Consider the following 21,863-nt stretch of genomic DNA (forward strand, 5'->3'; position numbering starts at 1 on the left):
AATCACAGCGCCTCACGGCGCACGAAACCAGCACTGAACGCCTTCGCGATCACCTTCGCCGACCGCATGCCGGCCAGCGAGAACAACTAACCGAAGATGCCACTTACACCGTTAATCTGACGGACCCCCCGCGGCGGGACGGTTGCGTGGCTTGTCGCCTACGGGTTCGGCCGTGTCGATCGCGGGTCCTCTCGTTGGAACAGTACGAACAGCCATGCGAGGGAGGGCAACACGACTAGGAGCCCGATGAGGGAGGCGATGGCGGTGGCTTGCAGTGTGGCGTGCGGGGATGCGGCCTGTTCGAGGGACAGGCCTGGTAGTAGCTGGGGGTACTGTCCGATGCCCCATGCCCACAACACGCTGGTGACTGCGAGCGCCGCTGTGACTCGCACGGCAATGTAGTAGCGCCTGGCCAACAGCAGCAGCGACACGAACCCAGCGACCATGGAGCCGATGACGAGCGGTAAGCCGCGGTGTAGGAGGCCGTGGTAGAGCTGGTGCGCGTCGGCGCGCACGACCGCGATCGCAGCAACGGCTACGACGCCGACAGTGATGCCGCTGAGCAAGCCCTGTCGGCGGAAATACTCAGCTAGGTCGGTGTGTCCGCGTCGGCGGGCGTCGGCGGTGAGGTAAATGGCTGATAGGTAGGCGCAGACGCCGACCGCGAGCACGCCGCAGGTCAACGAGGTGGGGTTGACCCAACTGGTGATGATGTCGCCTTTGGCGAGGCCTGGTGGGACTCGGTCGGAGGCGACACCGCCGGCCGTCGTTCCGAGGAAGAAGGGGGTGATTACGGAGGAAAACGCGAACGCCGCGCCGAACAGGCGTCGTTGCCATGTCTCGGTAACAGCTTTGCGGAACGCGAAGGCCGATCCGCGGGCGATGATGCCGAATGCGATCAGTGTGAGAGGGATGTAGAGGGTGGAGGCGATCGCTGCGAAGGAAGACGGAAATGAGGTCCACATCAGCACGAGGACGAAGATCAACCAGACGTGGTTGGCTTCCCAGACCGGCCCGATGGAATGTTCGATGAGACTGCGGCGCTCGTGTCCGTGTTGAGGGTCACCGGCGATAAGGTCCCAGAAGCCGGCGCCGAAGTCAGCCCCGCCGAGCAGGGCGTAGGCGGTCCCGGACAGCCACGTGAGCGCCAGGAGCGTGGTGGCCAGCGACACCGCTACACCGCCTCGTAGTCGGCGACGTCGGATTCCTGGGGTGCGACAGGAACGGGCCGGGTGCGAACCATATGGCGCAGGATGTAGACGATGGCCACGGTGAGGACCGTATAGACGACCACCAACAGGGGTAGCCCCCAGCCGATCCCCGCCGCGGGGTTGACGGCCTGGTCGACCCGCAGCAGGCCGTAGACGATCCACGGCTGACGTCCGACCTCGGTGGTGATCCAACCCGCTTCCATGGCCGCGACCGAGGCGAGGCCTGACACCGCGACAGCGCGCAGGAACCAGGCCGAGGCGGGTATGCGGTGGTGCCGCCACCAGGCCCACCCCAACCATGCCCCCAGTGCGAGCAGCGCGAAGCCGATACCAACCATGCTGTCGAAGGCCAGATGGACGATGTTGACCGGCGGGCGCTGGTCGCCGGGTACTCCGTCCAGGCCGGCGATATAGGCGTTCGGGTTGAGCCGGGTCAGCAGAGACAGACCGTCGGGAATGCGGATCGCGCCGTGCAGGGAGTTGTCGTAGTAAATGCCACCGACCGATTCCGGCGCGCCGTGCTGGCTGCGGTACAAACCCTCCATCGTCGCGAGTTTTGTCGGTTGGTTGTCAGCAACGTAGCGGGCCGCCCAGTCTCCGACCACGATCTGGATCGGCGTCACCGCGCAGGCGACGGACAGGGGAACGAGCAGACCGAGATGGTGGTAGCGGTCGCGGTGTCCCCGCAACATAGCAACGGCGTACACGCTGGCGATGAGGAAGCCGGTGACCATGAACGCAGCCAAAATCATGTGGGTGGTTTCGGGCCAGGTCGCCTTGTTGAACATCGCCGACCATGGCGACACAGTGGTCAACTTGCCGTTGTGTTCAGTGAACCCCTGCGGACTGTTCATCCAGGAGTTGGCGGTGACAACGAAGAACGCGGAGAGCACTCCAGCCACGAAGATCGGGACACCAGCGAGCAGATGCACCCGTGGTGTGAGTCGATCCCAGCCATAGAGGTAGATGCCGAGAAAGATCGCTTCGATAAAGAACGCGAAGCCCTCAATCGTGAAAGGTAGCCCGATCACCGATCCGTAGTGCTCCATCAGACCGGACCACAACAAGCCCATCTCAAAGGACAGGATCGTCCCGGACACTGCACCCACCGCGAACAGCACGCCCAGCGCGCGGGCCCAGCGACGCGCCAGCAGACGGTAATGCACATCGCCGGTGCGCTGGCCCCGCCATTCCAGAAACAGCATCAAACCGGGCATGCCCACTCCAAGACACGCGAGCACGATGTGCCAGCCCAGGGAGAAGCCCATCTGGGACCTCGGCGCGATAAGGCTGCCCGCGGCCACGATTGTCCCTGGTGAAATCATGCCCGCGCTAACTCCTCTCGCGGCCTGGCCGACGCGACGTGCTGCGGGTGACCTCTTTGGCGCCGTACCCGCGACTCTACGACCGGTGTCGACTTCGTCGAAGCAGTGGCCACCGCGATGACGACGATGGCGCTGTACGAGACGATCATGGTCAGGGGCTAGCAGACTCTCGTCGATCCCGAAACAAAGATCGATGTGAACACAGTCATGACTCTCCCGGAACCCTAGGTGACCACCGTGCATGAAGCGCCGCACGGGGTGCTACCAAAAGCCACTCTCCCGCTATGGCTCAATAGTGTTGTCGCCCAGTTTGTTTCGTTGATGATGTTGATTACAGATCAAGAAATACTCCGTATTGGTTATCCTGTTGTGCGGCAACAGGTTGTCGAGCGGACAGGACAATCTATCTCTGAGTTGGTCACTCTATTTCTCGCGAATTGCCTTGGCCAAAGACGTCGATCGTGCCAAGCAGTCCCCGACCCTACTCAGAACCTTGGCGTTGTCCGGCGCGGACGGCGGCTTCGACCTTGTCTCCGAGGCTCTTGTCCACATTCCGCAAGTAGCCGAAGGCGCGCTGGAGCACCGGCTCGCTCACGCCGGCGAGCAGCGCTCCCACGACGTTGCTGACCAGCCGCTCTCTTGCCGCGTCGTCCATGACCTCGCGGACCAGCGCGCCGGGCTGGCTCCAGTCGTCGTCCTCGGCGTGCTCGACATACGCGGCGCGCATGATCTCGCCGTCGGCGTACCAGCTCGCCGGCTTGTGGTGCTCGCTGTCCGCCTGCGGACCGCCCTTGGAGTTCGGAAAGTACACCGGGTCGGTCCGGTTGACGATCCGCATCGCACCGTCCTTGCTGTAGGTGTTGACGGCTGTGATGGGGGCGTTGACCGGGATCTGCTCGTAGTTCACGCCGAGCCGGGCCCGGTGCGCGTCGGCGTAGGAGAACAGCCGTGCCAGCAGCATCCGGTCCGGACTCGGGCCGATCCCCGGCACCATGTTGTTGGGCTGGAAAGCGACCTGCTCGATCTCGGTGTGGTTGTCGACAGGGTTGCGGTCGAGGGTCATCTTGCCGACCTCGATCAGCGGATAGTCGGCGTGCGGCCACACCTTGGTCAAGTCGAACGGGTTGAACCGGTAGGTCGCGGCGTCCTCGAACGGCATGATCTGTACCTTGAGCGTCCAGCTTGGGTGGTCGCCGCGCTCAATCGCCTCATACAGGTCCCGGGTGTGATAGTCCGGGTCGGTCCCCGCGAGGAGGTCACCTTCGGCCTGGGTCCAGAACTCGATGCCCTGCTCGGTGATGAAGTGGTACTTCACCCAGACCCGCTTGCCCTGCGCGTTGATCCACATGTAGGTGTGGCTGGAGTACCCGTTCATGTGCCGCCAACTCTTCGGGAAGCCGCGGTCGCCCATCAGCCAGATCACTTGGTGCGCCGTCTGCGGGAGCAGCGTCCAGAAGTCCCACTGCATATCGTTGCTGCGCAGATTGTTCTTGGCCAGCCGCTTCTGCGACCGGATGAAGTTCTGGAAGTGCATGGGGTCCTTGACGAAGAAGATCGGCGTGTCGTTGCCGACCATGTCGTAGTTGCCCTCGCTGGTGTAGAACTTCAGCGAGAAGCCGCGCAGGTCCCGCCACATGTCGGGGCTGCCTCGTTCCCCCGCCACCGTGGAGAACCTGGACACCAGCCGGGTGGTGCTCCCCGGCTGGAACAGCGCCGCCTTGGTGAAGGCGCTGACATCGTTGGTGACCTCGAACCGGCCAAACGCGCCGCTGCCCTTGGCGTGCGGCTGCCGCTCTGTGATCCGTTCCCGGTTGAAGTTGGCCATCTGCTCGATCAGGTAACTGTCCTGAAGCAAGATCGGGCCGCCCGCGCCGACGGTCAGCGAATACTGGTCGCTCTCGACCGGGATACCGGAATCAGTCGTCTGGATTGGATTGTCATTTGTGCTGCTCATACCACTATCTCCTTCGGGCTTGATTGGTTGTCGGCTGGGTTGAGTGCGAGGAAGGGAGGCGCCCGCAGCGAAGACCAGCGGGCACGGGCGCCGGTGCATTCGTAGCCGATCACGGTTTTGTCGGCGGAAACCACTGTGGCCATCGTCATGCTCCTACTCCGGCCAGCTGTTGGTGAGGATGATCTCGACGAAGTCGTCACGGACGAACGAATCGTCGAAGTGTTGCAGCACATCGGCATTGACGGTCCCGAAGGTGCTACGCGGCCGGTGCTTCATACCATCGGTGAACGCCCGCAGGATCCGGTCCTTGAAATCGGGTCGAGGATGCGCAGCGGTGACCGCCTCAATTGCCTCTGCGGACAGATCGTTACGACCGATGCCCAGCACGTCAGTCTCCACACCTGCTGTGACAAGTGCGATTTCGGGTTCCAGGAACTCCGGCACGCCGGGCGTCGTGTGCAGCGCAATGGAAAGCCACACCTTCCGCGCGGCGGCTTCGTCAACGCCACGCTCCAGCAGGAACTTCCGTGCCGCGTTGGCGCCGTCGACCTCGAACCGAAGCATCGACGTCCGGTAGCCCGCGGTGAGCCCGATGTCGTGGAACATCGCACCGGCATACAGCAATTCGGGGTCGGGCTGCAGACCACGCCGATGACCTTGCAGTGCGCCGAAGAGGAACACCCGGCGGGAGTGGTTGAACAGAAGCTCGTCTTCGGTGTCGCGGATGTACTCGGTGATTTCACGCACGAGTGGGGTGTCGGGGATGACGATGCCGGCGACGTGCTGCGTTGATGCGGAGGTCACGGTTATTCCTTTCGGTTGGATGTAGAGGTGGCTCAACACATTTCGGAGTTGAACTCAAGCCACCATGCGGTCGGCTACCGCCTGATCGAAACGATCCAGCACCGTCGCGGCCACCAGCCGGTGTGCGCCCAGCGGCGGCGCCATCGGGATGCCGGCGTCTTGCGCGTACGCCCACACCCGGTCGGTGAGACGTCCCGGCGCCAGGAACCACGGCGCGATGACCAGCCGGCGGGCGCCGCGGCGTCGTAACTGACTGGGGGCGTCAGCCACCGAAGCCTCCGGTCTGGTGGCGAACGCGGTCGTCGCCCCCGCCCACCGGGTTCCCGCCGCCAGCTTCGCCGCCACTGCAGCAGTGCGTGCATTCGCCGCGGCATCCGAGGAGCCGATCGCGACCACGAGCACGCCGAGCGCGTCATCGAGCCGGGAAACCCCCAACCCGGCCAGCCGATCCCGCAGCACCGACACCAGCCGATCGTCTTCACCGAGCACATCGGCCTGTCGCACTTCGATTCCGCTCCTCGCGGCACCGGAGCGGGCAATCTGCCCGGGGATGTCGATACCGGCGTGGTAGGCGTCGGCCAGCAGCAGCGGAGTCACCACCGCCTCGCGGGTGCCTGACAACCCGGCGAGCACGTCACCCAGGGTAGGCGCATTCCGTTCCAAGAAGGCGACGCGCACGTCAAGGCCCGGCCGCAGGCGGGAAAGCAAGCCGGCTACATCGCGGGTATTGGCGGCCGATCTCGGATCGGCACTGCCATGCGCGGTCAACACGAGCGTGGTCATGAGGCCTGCAACCCGTATTCGACCTTGGCCAGCCCCTGCCAGCGCCCGCTAGGCGAGTCGGCGTCCTCGGCGGGACGAGTGTGCGCGGCCGAATCCACCAACACCGCGTCTGCCATGTTGGAGGCCACCAGGTAGTTGTCGCCGAAGGGTTCCTCGGTCCGGCGCCACCGGTCGGAGGGACGGGTGTCATCCAGGGCAGCGCCGCGGGTCGCCATCTCCCGTATCTGTGCCTCAGTGAAACCTTTCACCTGCCCGCTCACCGCAGCTGCTCCTCGTCGGCTCGCAGGGCCCAACTGGCAAAGCGCTCACCCTCATGGCGGTGGTTCACAAAGTTGCGCACCACCCGGTCGACGTAGTCGCCGAGCTCATGGCTGAACACCTTGTGCTGACGCAATTTACGGCCAAAACCGCTCTCGGCGCCGAGGCTGCCGCCCAGGTGCACCTGGAAGCCCTCGACCGATCCGCCGTGACCGTCGTCGACCATCTGGCCCTTGAACCCAATGTCGGCGATCTGGATGCGGGCGCACGAGTTTGGGCAGCCGTTGATGTAGACCGTGATCGGCACATCGAGCTGGGCGTTGATGTCCTCCAGACGCTTTTCCAGTTCGGGCACCAGGGTCTGGGCGCGTACACGTGTCTCGGCGAACGACAGCTTGCAGAACTCGATGCCGCTGCAGGCCATCAGGGTCTTCCGCCAGTGCGATGGCCGTGACGGCAACCCCAGCGCGTCCAGGCCGGCCACCATCTCATCGAGGCTCTCGTCGGGCACGTCCAAAATAACCAGCTTCTGGTACGGGGTGAGCCGCACCCGGTCCGATCCGGCCCGCTCCATCAGGTCGGCTACCGCGGACAAGATGGTGCCCGACACCCGTCCGGCGATCGGGGAAACTCCAATTGCGTTGCGCCCGTTCTTCTGGCGCTGCACGCCGACGTGGTCGATCGGGTATATCACCGGCGGCGGTGGGGGGCCGTCGATCAACGGCCGCTTGAGGTACTCCTGTTCGAGAATTTCCCTGAATTTTTCAATACCCCAGTCTTTGATCAGGAATTTCAGCCGGGCCTTGGAACGCAGCCGCCGGTAGCCGTAGTCGCGGAACAGCGAGGTCACGCCCTCCCACACGTCGGGCACCTCGTCCAGCGGTATCCACGCGCCGAGCCGCTGGGCCAGCATCGGGTTGGTCGACAGCCCGCCACCGACCCACAGATCCAGGCCGGGCCCGTGCTCGGGATGGTTGACGCCGATGAACGCGACATCGTGGGTCTCGTGCGAGACGTCCTGCAGGCCCGATACCGCGGTCTTGTACTTGCGGGGCAAGTTCGCGTATTCGGGGTTGTTCATAAAGCGCCGCAGAATCTCGTCGATCGCCGGTGAGGGGTCGAGCACCTCGTCGGGCGACTCGCCGGCCAACGGCGAACCGTGGATGCTGCGTGGGCAGTCACCGCAGGACTCGGTGGTCTGCAAGCCTACGGCTTCCAGCCGCCGCCAGATCTCGGGGACGTCCTCGATTTGGATCCAATGGAATTGCACGTTTTCCCGATTGCCGATATCGGCGGTGTCGCGGGCGAACTCGGTCGAGACCTGACCCAGGGTGCGCAGCGTGGCGGCCGACATCGCCTTGCCATCGGAGCGCACCCGCATCATAAAGTAGCGGGCCTCGATGGTGTCGATGTTTTCGTCGCCGGTCCAGGTGCCGTCGTAGCCCTGCTCACGTTGGGTGTAAAGACCCATCCAGCGGAAGCGCCCCCGCAGATCCGACATGTCGATGCTGTCGAAACCCTGCTTGGCGTAAATGTTTTCGATGCGGGATCGCACATTGAGCGGTGCGTCGTCCTGCTTCATCCGCTCGGTGTCATTGAGCGGTTCACGCTCTCCCAGCGCCCACTGGCCCTCGCTGCGAGTCTTGGCGGGACGTGCTGTGGTCATTTGCGGATTCTCCTTCGTGAACGTTGCCGACTTGGACCGTGCAGATAGTCGGCGGTTCCGTTGGCTTCGATAGTTCGCCGCCCGAGGGACCTCCAGTAGAGGCTTCCATCTTGTGATCTCACAAAATTTCTTTGTGTCCGTCCGCTGTACAGCCATAGCTAAGGCGGACTCACGATGCCAGGGGCAACAGCTATCAGTAGTAGATAGCCGGCACGGATTTTGAAGCGTCCCAGCGGTTATGCCGCGTCGCTGTAGACAGCGCGGCACCCCGCAAGCTGTCAAGTCGCACCATCAAATGTCCGGGGGATACTGCCCGCACGGTCCCCAATTGCCCAAACACGCCGTGGGCGACACGAACGCGAGTGCCCGGGGTGATTGTGCATAGATCCGACATCGAGCGCACGGGCTGGTCAACCATTCGGGGAGACCCTTTTTCAGTGCTGACTGATGTCAGCAAGAATCCGCTGTGCTGGATAGGTCATCAGCCGTGCCCGATCCGCAGCAGCTCGGCCAGGCTGGTCAGCTTGACGCGGGGACGCCTCGCTGGGGTTGGCCAGCCCGGCTAGGTGACGCCAAGAGTGGATGGCGTGGCGGGTGAGCTCCACGATGCGGTTTGCCCTGGTGTCCCCGGATGCCAACATGTGGGCGCACAGGGCGTTGCCGGTAACGGCCTCTAACGCCGCTTGGTGGTGGGTATCCACGATTGCGGTCGACATGTATGCGGCCCGCACGGCATACAGTCCGGCCGGGTTTGAGGTCCGGCTGATGGCGCGGGCAGCGGCGCGTGCAGCGCGATCGGCGTCGTCCCAGGCAGCGACGGGTGGCGTGTGGCTCGAGGCGACGTTGCGGTGTAGCTGGGCGATATCGATGATCGCTTTGATCGCAGTAATTTTGGCGTAGCGGACGATACCCCAGCCGGGGTTGGTCAGCAGCTCTGCCACCCAAGCATGGATGACGCTGTGGGCAACGTCTGCGGTTCCCACAGTCTGCCAGCCGAGTTCGAGGGCGAGCACGCTGTTGTCTGGTGACAAGTAGCCGCTGGGGCCGGCCAATACGTCGTTGCACGACTGGACGAGGGCGGCCAGCGGGCGGGCCGAGCACGTGGGGAAGTCGGTTACCTGCGCGTCGCCGTTGATGTAGGAAATGGCGTTCATGGCACACCCTTTGCCCGACCCTGGCTGATTGGATCCTTTGGCTAACCTCAGCGGGTGGGTAATGCGGTCTAGGTCCATTTGGGTTACTTCCCTTCAGGTTTCGTTGTTGAGTAAACTTTTGCCGAGATGACCATGCCGTTCTGGACCGTTCATGCCTTTGATGCTTCGCCCGCCCAAGGGGTTTCACTAGAGGTCCTGATCTTGTGGGGCCACAAAATTCTGTTGTGTCCGCCGGTACATTAGAGTTTCCGCATTTTTGGCCGACAGTGCGTGGGGGCCAACAGGTATCAATAAATCCCGACTATCCTCGTTCCAGTTCCGTGCCGGCCGCGAGGCAGCATTGTCCTGACGTGGAATGCCTTAGAATGTGCAGCACATCACTTTTGGCCGCCACGGCGCCTCGGTAGCGGCCACCGCAGCGACACCGCACCGCGCCTACGGGGCCCTCAATGGGCCACAACATTGGCCAAGTCAGAAAATGTGACTAGCCAGGCGATTTGTGATTACATCAATCATGTTGCTCAGCTCGCGCATGCCCGAACTGGCCTCGTTCGAAGTCTTACTGGCGATCGCCAAGACGGGCAGCCTCGGCGCCGCCGCGCGCGAAATCGGGTTGACCCAACAGGCCGCATCGGCGCGGCTGGCATCGATGGAGTCCCAGACCGGAGTGCAGCTGGCTGTGCGGACGGCACGTGGCTCACAACTCACGCCTGCCGGCGTCGTCGTCGTCGAGTGGGCGGCCCGCCTGCTCGATGTCGCCCAGCACGTCGACGCCGGCCTGGGCTCGCTGCGAAGCGAAAGGCGCCAGCAAATCAAGGTGGTGGCCAGCCAGACGATCGGCGAACTGCTCATGCCCCGCTGGCTGGTATCCCTGCAGGCCGCTGCGGCGCGGCGCGGCGGCACCGCCCCCAACGTGATTCTGACCGCCACCAACAGCGACCACGCGATCGCTGCGGTTCGTGACGGCACCGCCGATCTGGGATTCATCGAAAGCCCGGGTACACCTCGGGGATTACGCAGTCGTGTCGTGGCTCACGATGAACTGGTGGTCATCGTGCCGCCTGATCATAAGTGGGCTCGACGGTCACGCGTCCTGAGTGCCTCAGAACTCGCGCAAACACCCCTGGTCACACGCGAACTCGGCTCGGGAACACGCGATTCGCTCACCATGGCACTGCATCAGGCGCTGGGCGACGCAATGCAACAACCACCCCCCGTGCTCGAACTGTCATCGGCTGCGGCCGTGCGTGCCGCAGTCCTCGCCGGCGCCGGACCAGCGGTGCTGAGCCGGCTAGCAGTGGCCGACGACCTGGCCGTCGGTCGGCTCCGCGACATCGCTGTCCCCGAATTGAACCTGCGCCGCCAACTACAAGCCATCTGGGTCGGCGGGCGCACGCCGCCCGCAGGTGCAATACGGGACCTGCTCAGCCACATCATCAGCGCCCCCACACCAACCAGCAGTCAATAGACAGGCCGTATCTGGCGCGGCTTGGCAACCTCGGCTGTACCCGGGTGCTGATCTTGACGAGGGTGTGGGCGGAGACGCCGTCAGTGCTCGTCGTAGTGCTCGCCGTGCGAAGCGTGCCGGCACCCATCGTGCACGTAGTCGACATGGTCCCCGTGCGGCACGGCCACATGACCACAGCCGTCACCGTGGACGTGGTCGTGATCCTCATGCACGGCGTGGCCGGACGGTTCGCATTCGTCGTAGTGATCGTCGTGCCATCGATGAAGGTGACCCTCGTGCACGTAGTCGACATGGTCCCCATGCGGGATCGCGACATGACCGCATCCTTCGCCGTGGACGTGGTCATGATCAACGTGTTCGCTGTGAGTTGTGCTGGTCATCGATTCTCGCCGCCGTTCCGACCGAATTTCGACTCGTAAGTCGCTGGCACGTCGAAATTTTAGTCCAGCTGGTCAAGCATGCGCCATCGCTGTTCGAGCGACTCGCGACCCTCTCGCGAGCGCGCGCAGGTTTACGGCTTGTCGGCTCACGAGCTGAGGCAAACCGACGCCTCGGCGGTGTAGCACAGGAACGTCAGCGTCTCCTGCAGGTACAACTGCACAGTGTCGGCGTCATGGCCGAGGTATCCGATCGACACGTCGGTGCCCAGCTGCAAGTCGAAGTCACCGCCGCGGGTTGTGAGCACGAATGCACCGTCGATGGCGGGTGCCCAGATGATGTCGCCGTCGATCAGTCGGCGAATGTGTTCGCGGATCGGATAGCCGTGTTCGGTGGTCTCGCTGACCTTGGTGTAGGCGTCGGCGGACAGCAGCACTGAGTACGGGCCGTCGACACCGGCCAGTCGCAGCTCGGACAACGCCTGCGAGATGACGTCGGGAAAGCCACGTACTTCCTTGGGCAGTTTCAGCGGCGGGTTTGAGCTAGAGCTCCGGATACCGTCGATCGACGCGGCTTTATAGCCTTCGAAGATGGCCCGGTCTTCGACGAACGCCAGCTTCTTGGCGGCGGCCTTGACCGGGTCCCAGTCGGAATCCTGCGACCCGCGCTCCACGTCGTCGATCTCCCCGCGGGACAGTGTGAATGGAACCCGAAGCCGCACAAGCGGTTTGCTGGCACGCAGTTGCGCAACGACGCCGTCGGTGGGCGCCTTCACGTCGAGCAGCCGCCCGGTGCTGATAGCCGCTGTGGTCGGGCCGCCCGGCTCGCTGACGTCGACGACTCGGCGTCCGGCGATGTGGCGCTTGAACGTCCGTGTTGCTTCCAATTCGATTTCGGTCCAGGCCTCTTCGGTGATCGGCGCAAGATCGCGGTAAAGGTTGTTCATTGCCGGGTTCCTTTCAAACTGCCGATCGCTAACGAACCATTCGCGGGCACGGTGACCACCACCGGAGCTGCCACCGATGAACTCGGCAGCGGCGGTGGATCGTCGAGGAAGTCGACGGTGGGGGAGAAGAACAGTCCACCCGTGATAGCAGTGGAGAAGTCCAGGATGCGGTCGGTGTTGCCGGGGGGATCGCCGAGGAACATGTTGCGCAGCATCAGTTCGGTGACCTCAGGCGTACGCGAATACCCGATGAAGTAGGTGCCGAACTCACCCTTGCCGAGCTCACCGAACGGCATGTTGTGGCGCACGATCTTCAGCTCGGTGCCGTCGTCATCGGTAACGACGTTGAGCGCGATGTGCGCGTTGACCGGCTTCTCGTCGTCGTCGAGCTCGATGTCGTCCAGCTTGGTCCGGCCGATCACGCGTTCCTGCTCGGTGACCGACAGCGACTCCCACGCCGCCATATCGTGCAGGTACTTCTGCACGTGCACATAGCAGGAGCCGGCGAAATCCGGATCCTCGTCCCCAACGGCGGAAGCGGAGACCGCCAGCGCACCATCCGGGTTCTCGGTCCCGTCGACGAAACCCAGCAGATCGCGGTTGTCGAAGAACCGGAAGCCGTGCACTTCGTCGACAACGGTCACCGCGCCGGCCAGCGACTTGAGAATGCGGTTGGCCAGTTCGAAACAGACGTCTTTTGCCTCGGCCCGAATGTGGAACAACAGGTCACCCGGTGTGGCCGGGGCGGCATGCCCGGGACCGTCCAGCTCGACAAACGGGTGCAGCTCGGCAGGACGCGGGCCGGTGAACAGCCGGTCCCAGGCCTCGGAGCCGATCGAGGCGATCACCGACAGGTGTTTGGTGGGATCGCGGAACCCGATTGCCCGCACTAGCCCGGGGAGCTCCGGCAGCGCATCATGCACCGTCGCTTCGCCGCCGTCGTCGATGGTGACCACCAGGAAGATCGCGGCCGGGGTCAGGGGTGCCAGAACCGGCTGCGGCTGCACCGAGGGCTCTGAGGGCACGGATCCGACCCTAACGTGCCCGCGGGTTGCAGATAATCCCGTGATGAAAAGATGAGGCACATGGCGGCTACGGCGCGCGGCTTGTGCGAATTCATCGACGAGTCCCCGTCGCCGTTCCACGTCTGTGCCACCCTGGCATCCAGGCTGCGCGCCGCCGGCTACACCGAGCTGGCCGAAGCGGACGAGTGGCCCGCGGCGGGCAAGTTCTTCACCATACGAGCCGGGTCACTGGTGGCGTGGAACAGCGCGATCGCCGCTCGGCCGTTTCGGGTCATCGGCGGGCATACCGACAGCCCGAATCTGCGGGTCAAGCAACACCCCGACCGTGAGGTCGCAGGCTGGCAGGTAGTGGCGCTGGAGCCGTATGGGGGCGTCTGGCTGAATTCCTGGCTAGACCGCGACCTGGGCATCAGCGGGCGACTCTCGATCCGTGACGGCGGCGGTATCGCTCACCGGCTGGTGCGCATCGATGCCCCGATCCTGCGCGTGCCGCAGTTGGCGATCCACCTCGCGGAGGACCGCAAGTCGCTCACGCTGGATCCGCAGCGCCACGTCAACGCCGTATGGGGAGCCGTCGGGCGACCCCGGTTGTTTATCTCCTACGTCGCCGCGCAGGCCGGCATCGATCCCGATGACGTGCTCGGCGCCGATCTGATGACCCACGACCTGACCCCGTCGACGCTGTCCGGCCTGGACGACCAGTTCGTCAGCGCGCCGCGGCTGGACAACCAGGCGTCCTGCTATGCGGGGCTGGAGGCGTTCCTGGACGCCGCGCCCGGCGAATACCTCCCGGTGCTGGCGCTGTTCGACCACGAGGAGGTGGGCTCCACGTCCGATCACGGCGCTGATTCCGAGCTGCTGCTGACCACGCTGGAACGCATCGTGCTGGCTGGCGGCGGCGGGCGGGAAGACTTTCTGCGGCGGCTTTCCGGATCGATGGTGGCCTCGGCGGACATGGCGCACGCCACCCATCCCAACTACCCGGAGCGGCACGAGCCCGGGCACCTGATCGCGATCAACGGCGGTCCGGTGCTCAAAGTGCACCCCAATCTGCGGTACGCCACCGACGGCCGCACCGCCGCCGCGTTCGCGTTGGCCTGCCAGCAGGCCGGGGTGCCGCTGCAACGCTACGAGCACCGCGCCGATCTGCCCTGCGGCTCAACGATCGGTCCGATCACGTCGGCGCGGACCGGTATCCCGACGGTCGACGTCGGCGCCCCGCAGCTGGCCATGCACTCAGCACGGGAATTCATGGGCGCGGGCGACGTCGTCGACTACGCGGCGGCGCTGCGGACCTTCTTGTCGCCGGGCTAACCCCTTGGTCAGCGCGGCGTGACGAAGACCGGCTCGTAGCGGATCACATTCTCCACCACCATGCCGTTGCGGGTGCGGACCCGATCGAGCCCACGGATCTCGAATGGCCCGTCCGAGCCGGTTCCGCGGCCGATGTAGTGCAAGAAGACCAATTGCTCGCCCTCGACGGCACTCGGAACTGTCGCGCTGTCGACGAGTTCAAGCCGCAGGTCCGGGGCAGCGGTCAGCAGCTCGGCGATCTTGCCGGTGTACGCCTCGACTCCCCGCACCGGCTCGGGATCGCCGGGCCAGTAGCCGACGATGTCGTCGGCCAGGATGTTCATCCCGCGGGACAGATCGGGGGCCGCCCAAAACGCCGCAAACAACTCCGCGCTGAACATCGGGGTCGAGTCGAGAGTCGTTGCGGTAGAAGTGGATTGGGTGTCAGCCATGATTCCTCCCAGGGTTGCGACGCTCTGGACGAGCGCGTTAGGAGCAAGAGTGTCTTGACCGCGTGCTGGTCCGCAATTACCTCGGAGGTCATCGCCACGGGTAATAAGGTCGGCGGTATGGCGCTCAAAGTAGAGATGGTCACATTCGACAGCAGCGACCCCGCGAAGCTGGCCGACTGGTGGGCCGAGCAGTTCGACGGCCAGGTCCAGGAACTGCTTCCCGGCGAATTCTTCGCAGTCATCCGGCCCGAAGGACCACGGCTCGGGTTTCAGAAGGTCGCCGATCCAACGCCGGGGAAAAACCGGGTGCACCTGGATTTCGGCGCGGCTGATGTCGACGCTGAAGTGTCGCGGCTTACCGCCGCCGGCGCCACCGAGGTCGACCGGCACAGCATCGGCGATAGCTTTCGCTGGGTGGTGCTGACCGACCCCAACGGCAATGCGTTCTGCATAGCCGGCAGCCAGTAAACCGGCCCGACCCGCCCGCTCGTGCGGTCGGTGGCCGCAGGGTGGTCAATCTAGACTGTTGCCGTGACGTCCGGGCTCACTCAATCGGTAGATACCGTCGAGCAGGCCGCCGCCACCCCTGATCAGCCGCAACCGTTCCGCGAACTGGGCCTCAAAGACGACGAATATCAGCGGATCCGCGACATCCTGGGCCGCCGGCCGACCGACGCCGAGCTGGCCATGTACTCGGTGATGTGGAGCGAGCACTGCTCCTACAAGTCGTCCAAGGTCCACCTGCGGTACTTCGGCGAGACCACCACCGATGAGATGCGGGCCGGGATGCTGGCCGGTATCGGGGAAAACGCCGGCGTGGTCGACATCGGCGACGGCTGGGCGGTCACCTTCAAGGTGGAATCGCACAACCACCCGTCCTACGTCGAGCCCTACCAGGGCGCGGCCACCGGGGTCGGCGGCATCGTCCGCGACATCATGGCGATGGGCGCGCGACCAGTGGCCGTGATGGACCAGCTGCGTTTCGGCGCCGCGGACGCCCCCGATACCCGCCGCGTGCTCGACGGCGTGGTGCGCGGCATCGGCGGCTACGGCAACTCACTGGGCTTACCCAACATCGGCGGCGAAACTGTGTTCGACGCCTGCTACGCCGGCAACCCCTTGGTCAACGCGCTGTGTGTGGGCGTGCTCCGGCAGGAGGACCTGCATCTGGCGTTCGCGTCCGGCGCGGGCAACAAGATCATCCTGTTCGGTGCGCGGACCGGGCTTGACGGTATCGGCGGGGTGTCGGTGCTGGCATCGGAGACCTTCGGCGGCGACGAGGGCGGGTCGGGTCGCAAAAAGCTACCGTCGGTTCAGGTCGGCGACCCGTTCATGGAAAAGGTGCTCATCGAGTGCTGCCTGGAGTTGTATGCGGCCGGTCTGGTGATCGGCATTCAGGACCTCGGTGGAGCTGGAATAGCTTGTGCGACTTCGGAATTAGCCTCTGCCGGCGATGGTGGCATGATGATCGAACTCGATACCGTTCCGCTGCGCACCAAGAACATGATCCCGGCCGAAGTGCTCTGCAGTGAGTCGCAGGAACGGATGTGCGCGGTTGTCGCTCCGGAGAACGTGGACGCGTTCATGGCCGTGTGCCGCAAGTGGGAAGTGTTGGCCACCACCATCGGCGAGGTCACCGAGGGCGACCGGTTGCGCATCACCTGGCGCGGCGAGACGGTCGTCGATGTGCCGCCACGGACCGTGGCCCACGAGGGACCGGTGTATCAGCGTCCGGTCGCTCGGCCTGACTCGCAGGACGCGTTGAACGCCGACCGGGCAAGCAGCCTGCCCCGACCGGCCACCGGCGATGAGCTGCGCGCGACTTTACTTGCGCTGCTTGGTAGTCCACATCTGTGCAGTCGTGCCTTCATCACCGAGCAGTACGACCGCTATGTGCGCGGGAACACCGTGCTGGCCGAGCACGCCGACGGTGGGGTGCTACGCGTCGACGAGTCCACCGGCCGCGGCATCGCGCTGTCGACCGACGCGTCGGGGCGCTACACGCTGCTGGATCCATACACCGGCGCCCAACTCGCGCTGGCCGAGGCTTATCGCAACGTCGCCGTCACCGGCGCTACCCCGGTCGCGGTGACCAACTGCCTCAACTTCGGCTCGCCGGAAGACCCCGGGGTGATGTGGCAGTTCGCCGAGGCGGTCCGCGGTTTGGCCGACGGCTGTGCGGCCCTGGGCATTCCGGTGACCGGCGGCAACGTCAGCTTCTACAACCAAACCGGGTCGACGGCGATCCTGCCCACCCCGGTGGTGGGCGTCTTAGGCGTGATCGATGATGTCGCCCGGCGCATTCCAACGGCGATGGGTACCGAGCCGGGCGAGACGCTGATGCTGCTCGGCGACACCCGGGACGAATTCGACGGATCAGTCTGGGCGCAGGTCACCGCCGACCATCTGGGCGGACTGCCGCCCGCGGTTGACCTGGCCCGCGAGCGACTACTTGCCGATGCACTCAGTGCGGCGTCCCGCGATGGGTTGGTGTCTGCGGCCCACGACCTGTCCGAAGGCGGTTTGGCACAGGCCGTGGTGGAATCAGCGCTTGCAGGTGAAACAGGTTGTCGCATTGTGCTTCCCGAGGACGCCGATCCGTTTGTCATGTTGTTCTCCGAGTCGGCGGGCCGAGTGCTGGTAGCCGTGCCGCGCACCGAGGAGAGTCGCTTCCGCGCGATGTGCGAGGCGCGGGGTCTGCCGGCGACCCGAATCGGTGTCGTCGACCAAGGTTCGGACGCGGTAGAGGTTCAGGGTCTGTTCACCGTGTCGCTGGCGGAGCTGCGCAGCACATCCGAGGGAGTGCTGGCCGCATTGCTTCGATGAACATCGACCGTCGCCAACGGCATCCGTTGGTGGTGTGGGCGTGGAGCCTGCTGCGGCTGAAATTCGTCGGGGTCGCGTTCGGTGCGTTGTTCTTCTGTCTGTCTCTGACGCCGTCGCTGTTGCCGCGGGACTGGATATTCCAGGGGCTGATCGGCGGTATCAACGCCGCATTTGGCTACGGCCTGGGCGTGGTGATCGGCAAGGCCACCTACCGCGTGGTGCTCCGGGGAGCCCGCTGGTGGCCGCCCCCGGCGCGGGTGCTGTTCTGGATGAAGGCCGCGGTCGTCGCGATCGCGCCGACGGCTTGTGTGCTGATGCTCATCCCGGCCGCGTCCTGGCAGCGGCAGGTATCCGCGCTGATGGGCATCGACGGACCGACGACCCGGGGTTACTTGCGCACGCTGATCGTCGCTGTCGTTGTAGGCGCGCTGCTGGTGTCGACGCTTCGGGTACTCATCGACGCGGTCAAGCTGCTGGCGCGGATGCTGATCAGGCGATGGCACTTGCACGACGAGGTGGCACTGTTCATCGGCACGACTATTGTTGTGGCGCTGCTGATCATGCTGTTTAACGGTGTCTTGGTCCGCGGATTCTTCGCGGGGGCCAATGCGGTCTTCCAGCCGCGGGATACCGCCACCCCCGCTGGTCTGTCGCAACCGCTCCTTCCTGAAAAGTCCGGCAGCCCAGCGTCGTTGGCGCCGTGGGACTCACTGGGCTACCAAGGCCGCAACTTCGTCGCATCCGGTCCGCATGCAGCCGAACTGGCCCGGCTCAACGGCCGGCCCGCCAAGGAGCCCATCCGAGTGTATGCCGGGCTGCACACCGCGCCCGATGACCAGGGCCGATTGGCCGCGGTCATCGGGGAACTCGAACGCACGGGCGCGTTCACCCGCAAATTACTCGTCATCGCGCCGACAACCGGCACCGGCTGGATCGACCCGGTGGCGGCGAGCTCGCTGGAGATGATGTACAACGGCGACACCGCGATCGTCGGTCTGCAGTACTCCTACCTGCCCAGCTGGATCTCGTTCCTCGCCGACCGGCAGAAGTCCATGGATTCCGGCCGAATGCTGATCGACACGGTTCACGAACGCTGGCAACAACTTCCGCCTGACCACCGGCCGAAATTGGTGCTCTACGGCGAGAGCCTGGGCTCGATGGCCGGCCAGGCGGCTTTCGGGTGGCTGCCTGACATCCGCGCGATGGGTTTCGACGCGGTGCTGTGGGTGGGGCCACCGCAGGCCAGTCCGTTGTGGCATGCGCTGATCGTGCGGCGCGATCCTCACACGATGGAGGTGCAGCCGCGCTACGACAACGGGCGAACCGTGCGGTTCTCCGAAGCCAACGCTCCCGCAGACATCAGCGTGGTGGCGGGGCCGCCATGGGTGGGGACTCGGGTGCTGTTTCTGCAGCACCCGTCGGACCCGGTCGTGTGGTGGTCACCCGATCTAATTTTCAGCCGGCCCGACTGGCTCATCGAGCCGCGCGGCCAGGACCGCACCGCGTTGATGCACTGGTATCCGGTGGTCACCTTTTGGCAAGTCAGCGCCGACCTGACGAACGCCGAGGGGGTGCCCGGCGGACATGGTCACAACTACAGCAATGACATCCTGGACGGTTGGGTTGCAGTGGCTCCACCGGACGGCTGGACAGCAGCCGACACCGAGCGTGTGCGTGCCGCACTGCTGTCCGGACCAAAAACATAATGCAGCACAGTGCTTTTCGGCGCATGCAGGCGCTTTTGCTGGCCGCCGCGCTGGTCGGCTGGAGCTTTGTCGGGCCTCGGGTACCCACCCGTGGCCGGTTGCCGCTGCAGGCCGGTCTTGCCGGACTGCTGGTCGTGCTGACCAGGCCGCCGCTGGGTCTGCGCCCGCCCGGGCTCTGGGCCGGTTTGCGGCTGGGGCTGGCCGCCGGAGCAGCGGCGGCGACGGGGGTCGTTGCAGCGACATCCGTTCCAGCCGTTCGGCTTTCGATGGCCAAACGGGAAATGCCAGCCTCGGCGTCGAGTTGGCTGGCGGTGCAGATACCGCTGGGTACGGTATGGGCCGAGGAGGCAGCATTCCGTGCGGCGCTGGCCGCGCTCGCCGGCCGTGCATACGGTGCTTCTGGTGGTCAGCTGCTGCAGGCGGTTGCCTTCGGCCTTTCCCATATCGCCGATGCGCGCGCGACCGGTGAGCCCGTGATACCCACGGTGTTGGTTACCGGCGGCGCGGGCTGGATATTCGGTTGGCTGGCCGAACGGTCCGGCAGCTTGAGTGCGCCGATGGTGGCGCACTTGGCGATCAACGAGTCCGCCGCGGCGGCGGCTCTGACCATCCAATCTCGAGCTAGTGGCTCGTAGTCGACACCTTGCGGCTGCTGCTGACGGCCGGACTTCTCCTCAGGCCGTTCCGGCCCGCATCGTCGTCCGGCTGTCTGGCACGAGTTTGTGCGGCTCGGTTTGGGTGTCGTCGATGCCGAAGCTGATGATGCGCCGCGGAGTGATCCGGATGATCGCGGTGTCGATTCCGTCGCCATTGGGCTCCGTGCGGGTCTCTCCGGACTTGGCCTGTTCGGCGGTCCCCCTGATCTCCAGGCACCGCACCCGCCACGGGTCGCGGGACACAATGTCGTCGATCACCAGCGCGACGGTGTTGTTGGAAGCCAGGTTGCGGAATTTGCGGCTTTTCGACATCCGGTAGCCATGAATGTCCAAGGTGCCCAGATCTTCGTTGTAGGTGAAGCCGACCGGACTATTCTGCAGGGTGCCGTCGGGTTGGACAGTGGCCAAGCGGGCGAGGTCGGCAGCCTTCATGAACTCAATTTCGTGCGGTTTGAACGACATAGACCCCACGCTAGAGTCTCAACTTCGGTTGAGGTCAAGGGTGAGACCCTATAGAGATGGCCCGTCATCGAGCCGATCCGCTAAAGACCCGGGACGCGGTCCGGGCAGTAGAAGCGTGGATACGCGACAACACGAGTCCGGCACCGAGTCGAGCGGATCTGGCGGCAGCGGTTCGGCTCACCGCGCGCACCTTGGCCGAACAGGCGCCCGGCGCCAGCGTCGAGGTCCGAATTCCGCCTTTTGTTGCCGTGCAATGTATTTCCGGGCCGAGGCATACCCGAGGCACACCACCCAATGTGGTCGAGACCGATCCGCGAACATGGCTGCTGCTGGCCACCGGACTGCTGGGGGTCACCGACGCCGCCGCCGCCGGGACGCTGCGTCTGTCAGGCTCGCGGGCCGGTGAGATCCAGACCTGGCTACCGCTGGTGCACTTAGCCGGTTAGGCCAGCGGCGCAAGCCCGGAACGCACCAGATCAACACTGGCAGCCACGATTTCACCCAGGTCGCCGGTGCAGCCGTCGTCACCCCACTTCTGCACCGCCACCACAAGAGCTGCCGCCAACGTGGCGCCCGCGACCTCGGCGACGAGGTCAAGGTTGGCGACTCCGGCATAGCGGCTCTTGATGAATTCGGTGAGCCCCTCGGCGAACGAGGACTGCACCACCCGCAAGTGCGCGGCGATGCGCTCAGCGGATATCAATGTCGAACGGGCGATCGCGGCCTGGCGAACCACTTCCACGTCGTGCGGGAAGCTCTCGACGCTGGCCAACACCGCATCGAACAGCGTCTCCGAGGCAGGACGCTGCGCCAACGCCTCGGCCAGCCATTCCAGGTGGGTGTCGTAGTCCTGAAACAGCACCGCTTCCTTGCTGGGGAAGTGCCGGAAGAAAGTGCGTTCGGTGACGCCGGCCTCGGCGGCCAGTTGTGTCACCGTCACACTGGCAAAACCCTTGCTGGCGAACTGCGCCAGCGCTACCCGACGCAACGCCTCGTGCGTCGACCGCCGGCGCAGCTCATGGAGGTTGGTCGGCTGCGCCATCGCGCCAGATGCTATCTCGAATTGCGAAACATGTCAGTACTGACGTCTTCCGAATATGTCAGTACTGACATATTCTGCTGTGTGCGCGGCCTGGCGGTGGCCTTAGGGAAGGGAATCGAACTATGACTGACTACGACGCAATTGTTGTCGGCGCCGGGCACAACGGCCTGACGGCGGCGGCGATCCTGCAGGGCGCGGGCCTGCGCACGGTATGTCTGGAGGCCAACACCTACAGCGGTGGGATGGCCGCGACGGTCGAGCTCATTGACGGATTCCGCTACGAGATCGCGGGATCGGTGCAGTTTCCCACCGCCAGCCAGATCACCAAAGAGCTTGGCCTGGACACTCTTCCGACCGTCGACGCCGAGGTGATGTCGGTCAATATCGGCGATTCCGGCGAAGAGCCGATGATCTTCTACCGCGATCCGATGCAGCTGATGATGCATCTCGGCGA

General features: G+C 64.8%; 23 protein-coding genes. 8 read left to right on the forward strand and 15 right to left on the reverse strand.

The genetic code is table 11. The features are described from left to right. Positions 1–158: 158 nt before the first annotated feature. The 9 genes from WAN71_RS03215 to WAN71_RS03255 all read right to left on the reverse strand — a co-directional run bounded on the left by WAN71_RS03215 (position 159) and on the right by WAN71_RS03255 (position 9,155). Positions 159–1,172: a cytochrome d ubiquinol oxidase subunit II gene (locus WAN71_RS03215; RefSeq protein ID WP_422223943.1), complete on the reverse strand. Its 1,014-nt coding sequence runs from the start codon at positions 1,170–1,172 to the stop codon at positions 159–161. Positions 1,173–1,174: 2 nt separating this feature from the next. Beyond that, on the reverse strand, positions 1,175–2,536 hold the full coding sequence (locus WAN71_RS03220) for a cytochrome ubiquinol oxidase subunit I (RefSeq protein ID WP_422223944.1): 1,362 nt from the start codon (positions 2,534–2,536) through the stop codon (positions 1,175–1,177). A gap of 481 nt (positions 2,537–3,017) precedes the next feature. Beyond that, positions 3,018–4,490 carry a catalase gene (locus WAN71_RS03225; RefSeq protein WP_422223945.1) on the reverse strand — a complete coding sequence of 491 codons (1,473 nt, stop codon included), beginning with the start codon at positions 4,488–4,490 and terminating at the stop codon, positions 3,018–3,020. Next, the gene (locus WAN71_RS03230; RefSeq protein WP_422223946.1) at positions 4,487–4,633 is read right to left on the reverse strand and encodes a hypothetical protein; all 147 of its coding nucleotides are present in this window, start codon (positions 4,631–4,633) and stop codon (positions 4,487–4,489) included. The genes WAN71_RS03225 and WAN71_RS03230 overlap by 4 nt, the downstream gene beginning before the upstream one ends. A 10-nt stretch (positions 4,634–4,643) precedes the next feature. After that, positions 4,644–5,294: an HD domain-containing protein gene (locus WAN71_RS03235; protein WP_422223947.1), complete on the reverse strand. Its 651-nt coding sequence runs from the start codon at positions 5,292–5,294 to the stop codon at positions 4,644–4,646. A gap of 54 nt (positions 5,295–5,348) precedes the next feature. After that, a complete protein-coding gene (locus WAN71_RS03240) occupies positions 5,349–6,077 on the reverse strand; it encodes a sirohydrochlorin chelatase (protein WP_422223948.1) in 729 nt (242 codons plus the stop codon). Continuing rightward, on the reverse strand, positions 6,074–6,337 hold the full coding sequence (locus tag WAN71_RS03245; protein ID WP_422223949.1) for a hypothetical protein: 264 nt from the start codon (positions 6,335–6,337) through the stop codon (positions 6,074–6,076). The genes WAN71_RS03240 and WAN71_RS03245 overlap by 4 nt, the downstream gene beginning before the upstream one ends. Beyond that, positions 6,334–8,001 carry a nitrite/sulfite reductase gene (locus WAN71_RS03250; RefSeq protein WP_422223950.1) on the reverse strand — a complete coding sequence of 556 codons (1,668 nt, stop codon included), beginning with the start codon at positions 7,999–8,001 and terminating at the stop codon, positions 6,334–6,336. The genes WAN71_RS03245 and WAN71_RS03250 overlap by 4 nt, the downstream gene beginning before the upstream one ends. Before the next feature lie 434 nt (positions 8,002–8,435). Then, positions 8,436–9,155 (reverse strand): hypothetical protein, encoded by a 720-nt coding sequence (locus WAN71_RS03255; RefSeq protein WP_422223951.1) that lies wholly within the window; start codon positions 9,153–9,155, stop codon positions 8,436–8,438. A 514-nt stretch (positions 9,156–9,669) separates the two neighbouring features. On the opposite strand from WAN71_RS03255, the gene WAN71_RS03260 reads away from it, so the two are divergent. After that, a complete protein-coding gene (locus WAN71_RS03260; RefSeq protein WP_422223965.1) occupies positions 9,670–10,623 on the forward strand; it encodes a LysR family transcriptional regulator in 954 nt (317 codons plus the stop codon). Between the two features lie 80 nt (positions 10,624–10,703). Here WAN71_RS03260 and WAN71_RS03265 read toward each other — a convergent pair whose 3' ends face one another. The 3 genes from WAN71_RS03265 to WAN71_RS03275 form a co-directional block, all read right to left on the reverse strand. Next, positions 10,704–11,003, reverse strand: a complete 300-nt coding sequence (locus WAN71_RS03265) for a hypothetical protein (RefSeq protein ID WP_422223952.1) — start codon at positions 11,001–11,003, stop codon at positions 10,704–10,706. A gap of 146 nt (positions 11,004–11,149) precedes the next feature. Then, positions 11,150–11,947: a family 1 encapsulin nanocompartment shell protein gene (locus tag WAN71_RS03270; RefSeq protein ID WP_422223953.1), complete on the reverse strand. Its 798-nt coding sequence runs from the start codon at positions 11,945–11,947 to the stop codon at positions 11,150–11,152. Further along, positions 11,944–12,972 (reverse strand): Dyp-type peroxidase, encoded by a 1,029-nt coding sequence (locus WAN71_RS03275; RefSeq protein ID WP_422223954.1) that lies wholly within the window; start codon positions 12,970–12,972, stop codon positions 11,944–11,946. Before WAN71_RS03275 ends, WAN71_RS03270 begins: the two co-directional genes overlap by 4 nt. A gap of 60 nt (positions 12,973–13,032) precedes the next feature. On the opposite strand from WAN71_RS03275, the gene WAN71_RS03280 reads away from it, so the two are divergent. Next, entirely contained in the window at positions 13,033–14,286 is a 1,254-nt protein-coding gene (locus WAN71_RS03280; RefSeq protein WP_422223955.1) for a M18 family aminopeptidase, read from the forward strand. A gap of 8 nt (positions 14,287–14,294) precedes the next feature. Here the strand turns inward: WAN71_RS03280 and WAN71_RS03285 are convergent, their stop codons facing one another. Further along, positions 14,295–14,717: a nuclear transport factor 2 family protein gene (locus WAN71_RS03285; protein ID WP_422223956.1), complete on the reverse strand. Its 423-nt coding sequence runs from the start codon at positions 14,715–14,717 to the stop codon at positions 14,295–14,297. Positions 14,718–14,834: 117 nt separating this feature from the next. Between WAN71_RS03285 and WAN71_RS03290 the strand changes: the two genes are divergently transcribed. From WAN71_RS03290 to WAN71_RS03305, 4 genes are all read left to right on the forward strand, one after another. Continuing rightward, complete coding sequence (locus tag WAN71_RS03290; protein ID WP_422223957.1) at positions 14,835–15,185, forward strand: VOC family protein; 351 nt, start codon at positions 14,835–14,837, stop codon at positions 15,183–15,185. A 63-nt stretch (positions 15,186–15,248) separates the two neighbouring features. Further along, complete coding sequence (gene purL / locus WAN71_RS03295) at positions 15,249–17,543, forward strand: phosphoribosylformylglycinamidine synthase subunit PurL (RefSeq protein ID WP_422223958.1); 2,295 nt, start codon at positions 15,249–15,251, stop codon at positions 17,541–17,543. Beyond that, positions 17,540–19,249 carry an alpha/beta hydrolase gene (locus WAN71_RS03300; protein WP_422223959.1) on the forward strand — a complete coding sequence of 570 codons (1,710 nt, stop codon included), beginning with the start codon at positions 17,540–17,542 and terminating at the stop codon, positions 19,247–19,249. Before purL ends, WAN71_RS03300 begins: the two co-directional genes overlap by 4 nt. Then, the gene (locus WAN71_RS03305; RefSeq protein WP_422223960.1) at positions 19,249–19,884 is read left to right on the forward strand and encodes a CPBP family intramembrane glutamic endopeptidase; all 636 of its coding nucleotides are present in this window, start codon (positions 19,249–19,251) and stop codon (positions 19,882–19,884) included. Before WAN71_RS03300 ends, WAN71_RS03305 begins: the two co-directional genes overlap by 1 nt. A gap of 39 nt (positions 19,885–19,923) precedes the next feature. Here the strand turns inward: WAN71_RS03305 and WAN71_RS03310 are convergent, their stop codons facing one another. Continuing rightward, positions 19,924–20,367, reverse strand: coding sequence for a PPOX class F420-dependent oxidoreductase (locus WAN71_RS03310; RefSeq protein ID WP_422223961.1), 444 nt, complete (start codon positions 20,365–20,367; stop codon positions 19,924–19,926). Between the two features lie 56 nt (positions 20,368–20,423). Here WAN71_RS03310 and WAN71_RS03315 point away from each other — a divergent pair, with 56 nt between their 5' ends. Beyond that, entirely contained in the window at positions 20,424–20,813 is a 390-nt protein-coding gene (locus WAN71_RS03315; RefSeq protein WP_422223962.1) for a sterol carrier family protein, read from the forward strand. On the opposite strand, the gene WAN71_RS03320 is transcribed toward WAN71_RS03315, so the two are convergent. Beyond that, on the reverse strand, positions 20,810–21,409 hold the full coding sequence (locus WAN71_RS03320) for a TetR/AcrR family transcriptional regulator (RefSeq protein ID WP_422223963.1): 600 nt from the start codon (positions 21,407–21,409) through the stop codon (positions 20,810–20,812). The two genes, WAN71_RS03315 and WAN71_RS03320, sit on opposite strands and share 4 nt — an antisense overlap. A gap of 122 nt (positions 21,410–21,531) precedes the next feature. Between WAN71_RS03320 and WAN71_RS03325 the strand changes: the two genes are divergently transcribed. Continuing rightward, a partial coding sequence (locus WAN71_RS03325) for an NAD(P)-binding protein (RefSeq protein WP_422223964.1) occupies positions 21,532–21,863 on the forward strand: 332 nt, incomplete at its 3' end.

Source organism: Mycobacterium sp. (assembly GCF_049280035.1).
GTDB lineage: Bacteria > Actinomycetota > Actinomycetes > Mycobacteriales > Mycobacteriaceae > Mycobacterium.

What these genes read in the sequence shown, in the direction of transcription:
- WAN71_RS03220 (WP_422223944.1), bottom strand. Translation starts at nt 2,536, where the DNA reads ATGATTTCACCAGGGACAATCGTGGCCGCGGGCAGCCTTATCGCGCCG.
- WAN71_RS03225 (WP_422223945.1), bottom strand. Translation starts at nt 4,490, where the DNA reads ATGAGCAGCACAAATGACAATCCAATCCAGACGACTGATTCCGGTATC.
- WAN71_RS03230 (WP_422223946.1), bottom strand. Translation starts at nt 4,633, where the DNA reads ATGGCCACAGTGGTTTCCGCCGACAAAACCGTGATCGGCTACGAATGC.
- WAN71_RS03240 (WP_422223948.1), bottom strand. Translation starts at nt 6,077, where the DNA reads ATGACCACGCTCGTGTTGACCGCGCATGGCAGTGCCGATCCGAGATCG.
- WAN71_RS03250 (WP_422223950.1), bottom strand. Translation starts at nt 8,001, where the DNA reads ATGACCACAGCACGTCCCGCCAAGACTCGCAGCGAGGGCCAGTGGGCG.
- WAN71_RS03255 (WP_422223951.1), bottom strand. Translation starts at nt 9,155, where the DNA reads ATGAACGCCATTTCCTACATCAACGGCGACGCGCAGGTAACCGACTTC.
- WAN71_RS03260 (WP_422223965.1), top strand. Translation starts at nt 9,670, where the DNA reads ATGTTGCTCAGCTCGCGCATGCCCGAACTGGCCTCGTTCGAAGTCTTA.
- WAN71_RS03265 (WP_422223952.1), bottom strand. Translation starts at nt 11,003, where the DNA reads ATGACCAGCACAACTCACAGCGAACACGTTGATCATGACCACGTCCAC.
- WAN71_RS03270 (WP_422223953.1), bottom strand. Translation starts at nt 11,947, where the DNA reads ATGAACAACCTTTACCGCGATCTTGCGCCGATCACCGAAGAGGCCTGG.
- WAN71_RS03280 (WP_422223955.1), top strand. Translation starts at nt 13,033, where the DNA reads ATGGCGGCTACGGCGCGCGGCTTGTGCGAATTCATCGACGAGTCCCCG.
- WAN71_RS03285 (WP_422223956.1), bottom strand. Translation starts at nt 14,717, where the DNA reads ATGGCTGACACCCAATCCACTTCTACCGCAACGACTCTCGACTCGACC.
- WAN71_RS03290 (WP_422223957.1), top strand. Translation starts at nt 14,835, where the DNA reads ATGGCGCTCAAAGTAGAGATGGTCACATTCGACAGCAGCGACCCCGCG.
- WAN71_RS03300 (WP_422223959.1), top strand. Translation starts at nt 17,540, where the DNA reads ATGAACATCGACCGTCGCCAACGGCATCCGTTGGTGGTGTGGGCGTGG.
- WAN71_RS03305 (WP_422223960.1), top strand. Translation starts at nt 19,249, where the DNA reads ATGCAGCACAGTGCTTTTCGGCGCATGCAGGCGCTTTTGCTGGCCGCC.
- WAN71_RS03310 (WP_422223961.1), bottom strand. Translation starts at nt 20,367, where the DNA reads ATGTCGTTCAAACCGCACGAAATTGAGTTCATGAAGGCTGCCGACCTC.
- WAN71_RS03315 (WP_422223962.1), top strand. Translation starts at nt 20,424, where the DNA reads ATGGCCCGTCATCGAGCCGATCCGCTAAAGACCCGGGACGCGGTCCGG.
- WAN71_RS03320 (WP_422223963.1), bottom strand. Translation starts at nt 21,409, where the DNA reads ATGGCGCAGCCGACCAACCTCCATGAGCTGCGCCGGCGGTCGACGCAC.